The 11,993-nt window shown below is 69.5% G+C and carries 10 protein-coding genes and 1 pseudogene; 3 read left to right on the top strand and 8 right to left on the bottom strand.

The window, feature by feature from the left end; genetic code table 11:
* Positions 1-4: 4 nt before the first annotated feature.
* Genes ENE75_RS21825 through aptA form a run of 4 tightly spaced genes read right to left on the bottom strand, consistent with a single transcriptional unit; the run spans position 5 to position 4,933 of the window.
* Positions 5-1,372, bottom strand: a complete 1,368-nt coding sequence (locus tag ENE75_RS21825; RefSeq protein WP_128200645.1) for a glutamine synthetase family protein — start codon at positions 1,370-1,372, stop codon at positions 5-7.
* 47 nt (positions 1,373-1,419) lie between these two features.
* Positions 1,420-2,187 (bottom strand): gamma-glutamyl-gamma-aminobutyrate hydrolase family protein, encoded by a 768-nt coding sequence (locus ENE75_RS21820; RefSeq protein WP_128200643.1) that lies wholly within the window; start codon positions 2,185-2,187, stop codon positions 1,420-1,422.
* 12 nt (positions 2,188-2,199) lie between these two features.
* A complete protein-coding gene (locus tag ENE75_RS21815) occupies positions 2,200-3,516 on the bottom strand; it encodes an NAD(P)/FAD-dependent oxidoreductase (RefSeq protein ID WP_128200641.1) in 1,317 nt (438 codons plus the stop codon).
* A 49-nt stretch (positions 3,517-3,565) separates the two neighbouring features.
* Positions 3,566-4,933 (bottom strand): omega-aminotransferase AptA, encoded by a 1,368-nt coding sequence (aptA, locus tag ENE75_RS21810; protein WP_128200639.1) that lies wholly within the window; start codon positions 4,931-4,933, stop codon positions 3,566-3,568.
* A gap of 147 nt (positions 4,934-5,080) precedes the next feature.
* On the opposite strand from aptA, the gene ENE75_RS21805 reads away from it, so the two are divergent.
* Positions 5,081-5,575 carry an Lrp/AsnC family transcriptional regulator gene (locus ENE75_RS21805; protein ID WP_233259208.1) on the top strand — a complete coding sequence of 165 codons (495 nt, stop codon included), beginning with the start codon at positions 5,081-5,083 and terminating at the stop codon, positions 5,573-5,575.
* A gap of 36 nt (positions 5,576-5,611) precedes the next feature.
* Here the strand turns inward: ENE75_RS21805 and ENE75_RS21800 are convergent, their stop codons facing one another.
* Complete coding sequence (locus ENE75_RS21800) at positions 5,612-6,175, bottom strand: hemerythrin domain-containing protein (RefSeq protein ID WP_128200635.1); 564 nt, start codon at positions 6,173-6,175, stop codon at positions 5,612-5,614.
* A 90-nt stretch (positions 6,176-6,265) separates the two neighbouring features.
* Positions 6,266-7,231, bottom strand: coding sequence for an agmatinase (locus tag ENE75_RS21795; RefSeq protein ID WP_259371720.1), 966 nt, complete (start codon positions 7,229-7,231; stop codon positions 6,266-6,268).
* Between ENE75_RS21795 and ENE75_RS21790 the strand changes: the two are divergent.
* Together ENE75_RS21790 and aceA are read left to right on the top strand one after the other, a co-directional pair.
* A pseudogene (locus ENE75_RS21790) lies at positions 7,230-8,573 on the top strand (transaminase). The gene ENE75_RS21795 and the pseudogene ENE75_RS21790 sit on opposite strands and share 2 nt — an antisense overlap.
* A 303-nt stretch (positions 8,574-8,876) precedes the next feature.
* Complete coding sequence (gene aceA, locus ENE75_RS21785) at positions 8,877-10,193, top strand: isocitrate lyase (RefSeq protein WP_128200632.1); 1,317 nt, start codon at positions 8,877-8,879, stop codon at positions 10,191-10,193.
* A 109-nt stretch (positions 10,194-10,302) separates the two neighbouring features.
* On the opposite strand, the gene ENE75_RS21780 is transcribed toward aceA, so the two are convergent.
* Together ENE75_RS21780 and ENE75_RS21775 are read right to left on the bottom strand one after the other, a co-directional pair.
* Positions 10,303-10,875, bottom strand: a complete 573-nt coding sequence (locus tag ENE75_RS21780; protein WP_128200629.1) for a PEP-CTERM sorting domain-containing protein — start codon at positions 10,873-10,875, stop codon at positions 10,303-10,305.
* 201 nt (positions 10,876-11,076) lie between these two features.
* A complete protein-coding gene (locus ENE75_RS21775) occupies positions 11,077-11,982 on the bottom strand; it encodes a hypothetical protein (protein ID WP_128200628.1) in 906 nt (301 codons plus the stop codon).
* Positions 11,983-11,993 lie beyond the last annotated feature (11 nt).

Here is an 11,993-nt window from a genome sequence, read left to right as displayed (position 1 = left end):
CAGCTCAAACGTGCAGCAGCAGGTGTTCGCGTTCCCACGGCGAAATCACCTTCATGAATTCTTCGACCTCCGTTTCCTTAATCTCGGTGTAGACGGTGACGAACTCTCGGCCCAGGGCCTCGGCCAGGTCGGCCTCGTCACGCAGAAGGGCCAGGGCCTCCCCCAGGCTGCGAGGGAGCGCGAAGTCGCCCAGGTAGGCGTCGCCGCGGAATTCCGGCTTGGGCTCGATGCGGTTCTGGATGCCGAGCCAGCCGCAGGCCAGCGTGGCCGCCAACGCCACATAGGGGTTGGCGTCGGCGCCGATCACGCGGTTCTCGATGCGCCGCGCGGCGGGTGCGGCCACCGGGCTGCGGAAGCCCACGGTGCGGTTGTCGGTGCCCCACTGGATGTTGATGGGTGCGGCGGCGCGGCGGGCCAGGCGGCGATAGCTGTTGACATAGGGTGCGAACAACGCCATGGCCGCGGGCACGTAGCGCTGCAGGCCCCCGATGTACCAGAAGAACTCCCGGCTGGGCGATCCGTCCTCGTTGCTGAAGATGTTTCGGCCGCTGACCTTGTCGACCACGCTCTGGTGCACGTGCATGGCGCTGCCGGGCTCGCCGGCGATGGGCTTGGCCATGAAGGTGGCGAACATGTCGTGGCGCAGCGCGGCCTCGCGCACCGTGCGCTTGAACATGAAGACCTCATCGGCCAGACCCAGCGGGTGCGCATGGAAGAAGTTGATCTCCATCTGGCCGGCGCCGATCTCGTGGATCAGTGTGTCCACGTTGAGCTCCATCTGGTCGCAGTAGGCGTAGACGTCCTCGAACAGCGGGTCGAACTCGTTCACGGCATCGATGGAATAGGCCTGGCGGCTGGTCTCGCTGCGTCCACTGCGGCCGATGGGCGGCTTCAATGGCACGTCGGGGTCGGTGTTCCGGGCCACGAGATAGAACTCCAGCTCCGGCGCCACGACTGGGCTCCAGCCCGCGGCGTCGAATCGCTCGCAGACGCGACGCAGGACCGAGCGGGGTGCGAACGGGATCAGCTGCCCTTCACGGTCGTAGCAGTCGTGGATCACCTGCGCCGTGGGGTCGCTGGCCCAGGGCACGATGCGTGCGGTGCCCGGGTCGGGGCGCAGGTGCATGTCGCGGTCGGTGGAGTCGATGACATCGAAGTAAGGCCCCTCGGTCGGGAACTCGCCTGTCACGCCCATGGCCACCACGCCCTCGGGCAAGCGCATGCCGCGGTCCTCGGTGAACTTCTGGCGCGGCAGGATCTTGCCCCGTGCGACGCCGGTGAGGTCGGGCACGAGGCACTCGATCTCGGTGACTCGGTTCTGGTCGAGCCATTGCTCGAGCTGGTTGAAGTTGTGGGGTTCGCGGTCGATCATGAGGTACCTGTGGCGGCTGTGTTCGGTTCGTGGTTCGGCGGCTCTGGTCATGCCCCAGGCAAGGGACCACGCACCCGGTCGCGGTAGGCGCGTACGGCGCGCCCGAAGGCCTCGAAGATCTGCACCGACACCGGGTTGTCGGCTGCTCGCCATTCCGGGTGCCACTGGACGCAGAGGTTGAAGCCGGGCGCAGCAGGCTGTGTGAAGGCCTCGACGAGGCCGTCCGGCGCATGAGCTTCGGCACGCAGGCCCGGTGCCAGCGATGCCACGGCCTGGCCATGGACCGAGTTCACCTCGAAGCGATCACGGCCGACGATGTCGTGCAGAACCCCCCCGGGCACCACGTGCAACACGTGCGCCGGACCGTACTGCACGGCTGCGGGCTCGGCATCGTCGGCGCGATGGTCGGCATAGGGCCCGACCTCGTGCACCGCCTGGTGCAGCGTACCGCCCAGCGCCACGTTGACCTCCTGCGTGCCGCGGCAGATGGCCAGCAGCGGGATGCCGCGCGCCAGCAGTTGCGGGATCAGCGGCAGCGTCCAGTCGTCTCGCACCGGGTCCAGCGGCAGTGACGGGTCGCGCACGTCCTCGTCGAAGTGGCGCGGGTGCACGTTGGACGGCGAGCCCGTCAGCAGCACGCCGTCGGCGATCTGCAGCAGCGTCTCGACCTCGGCAGGCTCGGCGCGCGGCACGACCAGGGGCAGCGCGCCCGCCAGGCGCACGGCGTCGACGTACTTGCGGCCCGCGATGTGGAAGGGGTGCTCGCCGAGCATGCGGTTGCAGGCGGGCACGAGGACGATGGGCAGTTGGGGCATGCTCGGGCGGTGTCAGCCGATCAGGTCGCGCAGACGGTACCAGGCCATGCCCAGCACCAGGGCCGGCGTGCGCAGGGCCCGCCCGCCCGGGAACGGGCGGTGCTTCAAGCGGCCGAGGAGATCGAAGCGGCCCGCGTCGCCGGCCATGGCCTCGGACACCAGACGCCCAGCCAGGCCGGTGAGCGCCAGCCCGTGGCCGGAGAAGCCCTGCAGGTAGTAGACCTGCGGCGCTGCGGCCAGCCGGCCGAAGTCCGGCGCCCGGTTCATCGTGATGTCGACGAAGCCGCCCCAGGCGTAGTCCACCTTCACGCCGGCCAGCTGCGGGAAGGTGGTCAGCATGCGCTGGCGCATGCTCTCGGGCAGGTCGGCCGGCGTCATGGTGCTGTAGCTGACGCGGCCGCCGTAGAGCACGCGGTGGTCGGCGGTGGTGCGGAAGTAGTCGAGCACGAAGTCGGTGTCGCAGACGGCGGAGCGGCTGGGCACCAGTGCGGTGGCGCGGGCCTCGCCCAGCGGTTCTGAACACGCAATGTACGTGCCGACCGGCATGATGCGCGGCCCGAGCTCCGGCGCGAGGCCGGGGGCGATGTCCTGCAGGTAGACGTTGCCGGCCAGCAGCACCTGCCGGGCCTGCAAATCACCCTGCGGCGTGCGCAGCACGGCGCCGTCGCGATGGGTCTGCAGCCCGAGCACCGGTGTCCCTTCGTGCAGGCGTACGCCTGCACGCTGCGCCGCCTCGGCCAGGCCGTAGGTGTACTTCAGCGGGTGCAGATGGCCCGACTGCGGGTCGTGCACGCCGCTGTGGAAGCGCTCGCTGGCGATCCAGTCCGGCACCTCGGCCGGCGTGATGCGGGTCAGCGGGTACCCATACACCGCTTCGATGCGGTCGGCCCAGCCGGCCAGCGCGCGACCCTTGCGTGCGCTGGTGGCCAGGCCCAGGTAGCCGTCGCGCCAGTCGCAGGCGATGCGATGATCGCTGATGCGCGCGCGCAGCAGGTCCAGCGCCTCGATGGACATGGCCCAGACGCGGCGCGCCTCGTCCAGCCCGAGCTGGGCCTCGATCACGTCCTGATCGCAGGCCAGGCCGTGGATGGCCTGGCCGCCGTTGCGGCCGCTGGCGCCGAAACCGATCTCGCGCGCCTCGAGCAGGGCGACGTCGAATCCTCGCGCCTTCAGGTCCAGCGCGGCGCTGAGCCCCGCCAGGCCACCGCCGACCACCGCCACGTCGCAGGTGGCGGACCCCGACAGTGGCGGGTGGGCGGCTCCGCGCGCCGCGGTGGCGGCGTAGTAGGAGTTCCGCGTCAGCGCACGGTCGGTGTCCAGCCACGGCATACGATAGGCAGTGTCCTTGTCTGGCCCGTAGGAATCGGCGTCGGCGGGTTCAGGCCACGCGGCCGAGCGCTGCGCGCACGGTGTCGACGATCTGGTCGATCTGCGCCGGCTCGATGATCAGCGGCGGCGACATCGCGATCGTGTCCCCGGTGGTGCGGATCAGCACGCCATTCGCATAGCAGTCCAGGAACACCTCGAAGCCGCGCTTGCCCGGCTCGCCGGGGCGCGGTGCCAGTTCCACGCCGCCGACCAGGCCGTAATTGCGCACGTCGATCACGTTGGGCGCGTCACGCAGGGCGTGCAGCCGCTCGGCGAGCTGCCCCTGCAACTGCTGCGCGCGCGTGAGCAGGCCTTCTTCGGCATAGGTCTGCAGCGTGGCCAGGCCGGCGGCGCAGGCCAGCGGGTGGGCGCTGTAGGTGTAGCCGTGGAAGAACTCGATCAGGTGCTCCGGACCATCCATGAAGGCGTCGTGGATCATGTCCTTCGCGATCACCGCGCCCATCGGCACCGCGCCGTTGGTCAGCCCCTTGGCGACCGTCATCAGGTCGGGCGTGACGCCGAAGGTCTGGGCCGCGAACGGTTGGCCCGTGCGGCCGAAGCCGGTGATGACCTCGTCGAAGATCAGCAGGATGCCGTGACGGTCGCAGATCTCGCGCAGGCGCTGAAGATAGCCCTGCGGCGGGATCAGCACGCCGGTGGAGCCGGCAATGGGCTCGACGATGACCGCCGCGATGGTGCTCGGGTCGTGCAGCGCGCACAGGCGCTCGAGGTCGTCGGCAAAGTCTGCGCCGTGGGCCGGCTGGCCCACCGAGAAGGCATTGCGCGCAGGGTCGTGGGTGTGGCGGATGTGGTCCACGCCGGCCAGCATGGCGCCGAACATCTTGCGGTTGGCAACGATGCCGCCCACCGAGATGCCGCCGAAGTTCACGCCGTGGTAGCCGCGCTCGCGGCCGATGAGCCGGGTGCGCTGGCCCTCGCCGCGCACGCGGTGGTAGGCCAGGGCCATCTTCAGCGCCGTCTCCACCGATTCCGAGCCGGAGTTGGTGAAGAAGACCTTGCCCATGCCCGCCGGTGCGATCCTGGTGATCTGGCCGGCCAGTTCGAAGGCCAGCGGGTGGCCCATCTGAAAGGTCGGCGCAAAGTCCAGTTCGGCCGCCTGGGCCTGGATGGCGGCGACGATTTTCGGCCGGGTGTGGCCGGCGTTGACGCACCACAGCCCCGCGCAGCCGTCGAGGATCTCGCGGCCGTCGGCGTCCCAGTAGTGCATGCCCGAGGCCTTGGCCAGCAGGCGTGGCGATTTCTTGAACTGCCGGTTCGCCGTGAACGGCATCCAGAACGCGTCGAGGGCGGCATCGCCGCCGGTGGTCGCCGCAGCAGCCGCAGCAGCGGCCAGGGGGAGGTCTTGGGGCTTGTTCATGAGGGCTCCTCGAGCAGTCGCACGCCAAGGCATGGCGAAGCCTTCGCAGTCTATGCTGGCGGCTGCGCAATGTGCGTGCGTCCGGAGGGTGGGCTTGCCCGTACTGGCGCACAATCCTGCGATCACCAGCCGCCTTCGCGCCACTTCGTGCCCTCGGCAACACCCCTCACGCAACTCGATGCGATCGACGTCGAGATCCTGAACCTGCTGCAGGCCGAAGGCCGGTTGTCGAACGTGGAACTCGCGCAGCGCGTGCACCTGTCGCCGTCGGCCTGCCTGAGGCGCGTGAAGGCGCTGGAGGAGGCCGGCGTCATCGCCCGCTACGTGGCGCTGCTGAACCCGCGCAGCCTGGGCCGGCATGGCACCAGCTACACCATCATCAACCTGGAAAGCACCCAGCCCAGGCGGCTCGAGGCCTTCGAGCAGGCCGTGCGCGACCAGCCGGCGATCCTGGACTGCTTCTACGTGGCCGGCACGAACGACTACCTGGTGCGCTTCATGTACCGGGACGCGGCTGACCTGGAGCGCTTCCACGCCGAGGTGCTGCCGCGCCTGCCGGGCGTGGTGCGCTCCAACTCGATGCTGGTGCTGCGCACGGTCAAGCAGACGACGGCACTGCCACTGGACGACCTGGAAGGCTGACCGACCGCCGACCGCCCACGGGGTTGCCCCCGGTCGTCAACTGCCGGTACGGGCCGAAACCCCTGCGGCCAGGGCCTGCTGGTGGCCCTTGGCGGCGGGGTAGACCACGGTTTCCTCGAGCACGATGTGCTCGTCGTACAACGCGGCGAACACTGGCAGCGCGTGGCGCAGCATGGGCAGGTCGTACCAGTTGTAGCCGCGCTCGATGGCCTCGATCTGCGGCGCCAGTTCCAGCCAGTCCTCCTCCAGCCAGCCGTGGTCCTGCTGCAGGCGCTTGACGTGGTGCACCAGGTCGGCGTTCCCGCTGTTCAGCAGCGACGGGAACACCAGGCGCTCCTCGTCGGCGTGATGCTGGCGGGCATGACCGTCGAAGAAGGCACGGATCTCGGCCGCCATGCGGCGGGCCTCCTCGTCGGGGCCGTTGTCGTCGACGTGGTCCAACAATGCGGAGAAGCGCCCCAGCATGGCCTGAACCTCGCGGTGGGTGCGGTCCAGGGCCTCGAAGCCCTCGGGCGCCGGCACATGCACCCGTTCGGGGCGGGTCGGTCGGGCGGCCCGTGCGGTGGTGGGGACGGACGAAACGGCAGCATCGGCAGACATGGCAACACCTCCTGTTGCAGCCGATCTTGGCGGCCGTGACCAGGCAGGTCCTTGAGGCTTGTCAAGGCCGCGGCCGATCCTTGGGCCGTTTCAGCCGCCGGATCGCGGGTCCATGGCCTTCACCCGACCGCAGAGGTAGGTCCAGACGAAGTGGGCCGCGGCCTGGCTGCTGAGTTCGGCGTGGTCGTAGGGCGGCGAGACCTCCACGCAGTCCATGCCCACCCAGGGCAGATCGGCACCATCTTCGAGCAGCGTCAGCACCTGGCTGGTGCTCAGCCCGCCCGGCTCCGGCGTGCCGGTGCCCGGGGCGAAGGCCGGGTCCAGGCAGTCGATGTCCAGTGTCAGGTACAGCGGCGGCTGCCCGGCGGCAGCCAGCCGGGCGCGCAGGTCGTCGAGTACCGGGCGCAGGGCGTCGCTGCCGTCGCGGCCGCGCAGGTCGCGGGCGGTCCACACGCGGCCACCGGCGTGGGTCACGTAGTCTCGGGCCGCGGCTTCGGCCGCCGAGCGGATGCCCACCTGCACCAGGCAGCGCGCGTCCACCAGGCCCTCGCTCACGGCCTCGCTGACCCAGGTGCCATGGCCGCTGGGTTCGCCGAAATGGTCGGTCCAGGTGTCGCAGTGGGCGTCGAAGTGCAGCACGGCCAGCGGCCGGCCCAGCCACGCGCGGTAGGCGCGCAGCAAGGGCAGGGTGATCGAGTGGTCGCCGCCCAGCCAGGCCATGTGGTGGCGGCGGATCAGCGCCGCCACCGGCTCGGCCATGGCGGCGCGCATGCGTTCCAGCGACGTGTTGGGCAGGGCCAGGTCGCCGGCGTCGCCGAGCCGAGCGCCCGGCGCACAACCGAACCAGGGGTGGGTGCCGTCGCAGAGCATGTGGCTGGCCTCGCGGATGCTGCGTGGCGCCATGCGGGCCCCGGGCCGGTTCGTGGTCGAGCCGTCCCAGGCAATGCCGGCCACGGCCAGCGGCTGGCCAGCCGCGGTGTCGGCGCGCAGGAAGGTGGTCTGGGACAGGAACGCGAAGTCGCTCATGGTGTGGGTGCTGGTCGAGAATTCACCCATGATTAGAGCCGACCTGCTGACGCAGCTTCAGCGTGCCGAGGCCGAGCGCTACCGCGAGACCCACCCGCGCAGTGCGGCGTTGGCCGCCGCGGCCCAACCGCACTGGCTGTACGGCCTGCCGACGCACTGGATGCGCGACTGGCCGCTGCCGCACCCGCTGTTCGTGTCCCGGGCCCAGGGCGCCGAGCTCTGATGCGCCGACGGGCATCGCCACGCGGACTTCTGCCTGGGCGATACCGGTGCCATGTTCGGGCACTCGCCGCCGGCCGTGGCCCGTGCGCTGGCTACACAGGCCGCCGCCGGCCTGACGACCATGCTGCCCGGCGAACTGCTGACGGACGTCGGTGCCTTGCTGGCCGGCACCTTCGGCCTGCCGCGCTGGCAGCTGGCGCTGTCGGCCAGCGACGCCAATCGCTTCGCGATCCGCTGGGCGCGTGCCGTCACCGGCCGGCCCAGGCTGCTCGTGTTCGACGGCTGCTACCACGGCACGGTGGACGACACCTTGGTGGACCTGCGTGACGGCCGCACCGTCACCCGGGTCAGCCTGCTGGGGCAGGTGCACGACCTGGCACTGGGAACGGTGGTGGTGCCCTTCAACGACCTCGCGGCGGTGGAACGGGCGTTGGCCAGCGGTGACGTGGCGGCCGTGCTCACCGAACCGGCGCTGACCAACTGCGGCCTGGTGCCGCCGCTGCCCGGTTTCATCGAAGGCGTGCAGGCGGCCTGCCGCCGCCACGGCAGCCTGCTGCTGCTGGACGAGACGCACACGGTGAGCACCGGGCATGGCGGCTGGGCACGGTTGCATGGCGTGGTGCCGGACCTGCTGGTGGTGGGCAAGGCGGTGGCCGGCGGCATGCCCTGCGCCGTCTATGGCTTCTCCGACGAACTGGCCGACCGCATGCAGGCGGCCAAGGGCGCGGCGCCGGAGGGGCACTCGGGCATTGGCACCACGCTGTCGGCCAACCTGCTGGCGCTGGCGGCCCTGAAGGCGACGCTCGCGGAGGTCAACACGCCGGCGGCAGCCCAGGCCATGGCCCGTGGTGCCGAGCGCCTGCAGGCCGGGCTGCAGGCCGCCATCACCGGGCGCAGGCTGCCCTGGACCGTGACCCGGCTGGGCGCGCGGATGGAACTGCAGTTCCGGCCCACCGCGCCGCGCGATGCCGCCGAGGCCCGCGGCGCCATGGCGGGCGATGTGGAAGCGGCGCTGCACCTGTGGTGGCTCAACCGCGGCGTGCTCGTCACGCCCTTCCACGACATGCTGCTGGTGCCGCCGATGGCCACGGACAACGACCTGGCGGCCGTCTGCGCGCACTTCGACGCGTTCCTGGGCGCGTTGATCTGACCGGATTCAGCGCTGCGACCGGCCGGCTGGACACAGGACGGTCCGGGCCGGACCGGGCGCCCGCCATTTCACGGATGACACTTTCATTTCATATCGCGGGATTCGACGCTGTTGCGTCGCAGCACGGCGTTTCAACAGATTGACCACCGTTCCGCATCATGAGATGCAAGGTCTAAGTTGTTGATTTTTATAACTTGCATCTTTTGTCTTATATAAGACATAAGTATTGCGCACTGCAGCATGGACCGGATAGCCTTGAGGCCTGCTTTCGAGCTTTTCCGCAACCTCCCAGGAGCTGTTTCCATGACGCAAGCCACCCGCCAACAACAGATCGCCGCCCTCGAGAAGGACTGGGCCGAGAACCCGCGCTGGAAGGGCGTCAAGCGCGGCTATTCCGCCGAGGACGTGGTCCGCCTGCGCGGCTCGGTGAACATCGAGCACACGCTGGCCAAGCGCGGCGCCGAGAAGCTGTGGTCGCTGGTCAACGGCGGCGCGGCCAAGGGCTATGTCAACGCCTTTGGTGCCATCACCGCCGGCCAGGCCATGCAGCAGGCCAAGGCTGGCCTCGAGGCCGTGTACCTGTCGGGCTGGCAGGTGGCCGCCGACGGCAACACCAGCGAGACCATGTACCCCGACCAGTCGCTGTACGCGTACGACTCGGTGCCGACCATGGTCCGCCGCATCAACAACACCTTCAAGCGCGCCGACGAAATCCAGTGGAGCCGTGGCATCGAGCCGGGCAGCAAGGACTACGTCGACTACTTCCTGCCCATCGTGGCCGACGCCGAAGCCGGCTTCGGCGGCGTGCTTAACGCCTTCGAGCTGATGAAGAACATGATCGCCAGCGGCGCTGCCGGCGTGCACTTCGAAGACCAGCTCGCCGCGGTCAAGAAGTGCGGCCACATGGGCGGCAAGGTGCTGGTGCCGACGCAGGAAGCCTGCGAGAAGCTGATCGCCGCCCGCTTCGCGGCCGACGTGATGGGCGTGCCCACCATCGTGCTGGCGCGCACCGACGCCGAGGCGGCCAACCTGATCACCAGCGACCACGACGCCAACGACAAGCCTTTCCTGACCGGCGAGCGCACGCAGGAAGGCTTCTACCGCGTGAAGAACGGCCTGGAGCAGGCCATCAGCCGCGGCGTGGCCTACGCCGCCTACGCCGACCTGGTGTGGTGCGAGACCGGCACGCCGGACCTGGGCTTCGCCCGCGAGTTCGCGCAGGCCGTGCACGCCGCCCACCCGGGCAAGCTGCTGAGCTACAACTGCTCGCCCAGCTTCAACTGGAAGAAGAACCTGGACGACAAGACCATCGCCGCCTTCCAGGACGAGCTCTCGGCACTGGGCTACAAGTACCAGTTCATCACCCTCGCGGGCATCCACCTCAACTGGTACAACACCTTCAAGTTCGCGCACGACTACGCCCGCGGCGAAGGCATGAAGCACTATGTGGAGCAGGTGCAGGAGCCGGAATTCAAGGCGCGCGACCTGGGCTACACCTTCGTGTCGCACCAGCAGGAGGTCGGCGCCGGCTACTTCGACGACGTGACCACCGTGATCCAGGGCGGTTCGTCCAGCGTCAAGGCGCTGACCGGCTCGACCGAGGAAGAGCAGTTCCACTGATGACGCGCCGGCCAGGCCTTATGGCCTGGCAGCCATCGCGACAGCAGAAAGGCCCGGCAATGCCGGGCCTTCTTTTCGTGGGGTGGTGTGTCGTCGGGCGGTGTCGGCCTCAGTCCTTCAGGCCCTGTGTGCGGCGGCGCACGGCCAGCGACACGGCAAACAGGCCCATCGCCAGCATGGCGTAGGTCTCCGGCTCCGGCACCACCGGCAGGATGTCGCCCGGGCCGCGCACGATGTTCAGGAAGCGGCCGGCGTCGTCGTTGTCGAAGCCGGTGGTGACGAGGTAGTAGGCGGTGCCCGTGGACAGCGACACGTCGAAGCCGCTGCGCCCGATGGTACTGTTGAAGTCGTCGTTCGCGATGACCCCGTTCAGCAGCGGTGCCGACGGATCGAAGCTGCCTTCGTAGAGGAACAGGAACTGGTCCCAGGGGTCCTCGACGCGCAGGCCCTCGGCAAAGCTGCGCACCGTGTAGAGACCGTCGGCCCCCACGGAAAAGGCATAGACGTCGTAGGCGACATCGGTACCGACCCCGGACAGCGCGCTGAAGTCGACCAGTGCGCGGTTGAAGGTCGGGGCATCGGTGGTGTCGTCGACATAGAACGCGGCCGATGCCGGCAGAGCGACACCAAGAGCCAGGGCGGTGGCCGCCAAGGCGGTGCGGACGGGGGCAAGCAGCTTCATGAGCAGTCCTCCAGTTGGTGCGCCGATCGACGCATGCCGTGAGGTTTGCACGATGCGTGCCTGCTTCCCGTGTCGAGCCGTCAGCAGACGTGTGAGGACGGGCTCTGGCTCACATCTGTTGACCAGAGCCCCCTATGCCTAGGGGGGCACGCGGCGATTCGGCCGACTTCTGCGGGCCGGACCGGCCGGCGCCTGCAGGACTCAGCCGCTGTGCTGTGCACCGCGTTGGCGCCACTGCACCAGCATGGCGAAGCAGCCCGTGGCCAGCGCCAGGCCGACCACCAGGACCGGCGACGCGAGCTGGCCCAGCGCCTGGAGGGCGTCGTGCCATGCCCAGGCGGGCACATCGCCGAGCACGCCGGCGAGGTCGCCGGAGGTCTCGACGACCAGGGAGCCCGATCCCGTGTTGGCCACGGCCTGCCCGGCCTCTGTGAAGATGCGCACCAGCCAGGCGGCCGGCCAGTGGATGCCGAACGCGCTGTCCAGCACCGCGCTGCCCACGCCGACGCCGAGCGCCAGGATCACCAGCCCCCAGCGGCCGAACCAGGCGGTCAGCGTCACCATGATCAGCAGCAGTGGTGCCAGCCACAAGGTGGCCAGGACCAGCCCCAGCGCCAGGCGGGTGGCCATGGCCAGCGCTGCGACCAGCAGCGTGCCCCAGGGCAGACTGAACCATGCCCAGGCGCCTTCAACGCGGCTGACCAGCACCAGCGACGCCACCAGTCCACCCACCAGGCCGACCGCCAGCGCCACCATGGGGGCCAGCAGCAGGTGCACCAGAAGCGGCACGGCCAAGCTTTCACCATGCCCGGTGGGCAGGGACAGCCAGAACTCGACCGAGCGGTCGCCATGGTCACGCCGGGCCAGGCCGGCGGTGATGAGCAGGGCCACGATCCACAGGATCAGCATGTGCAGCCCCATGCTGCCGATCAGGCTGGCTGAGGCCAGCGCCACCGGCAGGTGCTCGCCCCGTTCCTCGGTCGACAGGTGGATCTCGCCGAAGCTCAGCAGCAGCACCGCCAGCAGGGTGGGAACGAGTGCCATCAGCATCCAGGCGAAGCGGTGCTGCAGCCATTCGCGCTGCATCAGCGCCAGGGTGTTCTTCATCGTTTGTCTCC

Source organism: Rubrivivax albus, from assembly GCF_004016515.1.
In the GTDB taxonomy this organism is placed as follows: domain Bacteria; phylum Pseudomonadota; class Gammaproteobacteria; order Burkholderiales; family Burkholderiaceae_C; genus Rubrivivax; species Rubrivivax albus.
Note: the sequence above shows the minus strand (reverse complement) of the source record. Positions and strands in the feature narration are given on the sequence as shown.

Bases quoted from the DNA above. Each gene is read 5' to 3' on its own strand.
- ENE75_RS21825 (WP_128200645.1), bottom strand. From the start codon at position 1,372: ATGATCGACCGCGAACCCCACAACTTCAACCAGCTCGAGCAATGGCTC.
- aptA (WP_128200639.1), bottom strand. From the start codon at position 4,933: ATGAACAAGCCCCAAGACCTCCCCCTGGCCGCTGCTGCGGCTGCTGCG.
- ENE75_RS21795 (WP_259371720.1), bottom strand. From the start codon at position 7,231: ATGGGTGAATTCTCGACCAGCACCCACACCATGAGCGACTTCGCGTTC.
- ENE75_RS21775 (WP_128200628.1), bottom strand. From the start codon at position 11,982: ATGAAGAACACCCTGGCGCTGATGCAGCGCGAATGGCTGCAGCACCGC.
- aceA (WP_128200632.1), top strand. From the start codon at position 8,877: ATGACGCAAGCCACCCGCCAACAACAGATCGCCGCCCTCGAGAAGGAC.
- ENE75_RS21780 (WP_128200629.1), bottom strand. From the start codon at position 10,875: ATGAAGCTGCTTGCCCCCGTCCGCACCGCCTTGGCGGCCACCGCCCTG.
- ENE75_RS21815 (WP_128200641.1), bottom strand. From the start codon at position 3,516: ATGCCGTGGCTGGACACCGACCGTGCGCTGACGCGGAACTCCTACTAC.
- ENE75_RS21820 (WP_128200643.1), bottom strand. From the start codon at position 2,187: ATGCCCCAACTGCCCATCGTCCTCGTGCCCGCCTGCAACCGCATGCTC.
- ENE75_RS21800 (WP_128200635.1), bottom strand. From the start codon at position 6,175: ATGTCTGCCGATGCTGCCGTTTCGTCCGTCCCCACCACCGCACGGGCC.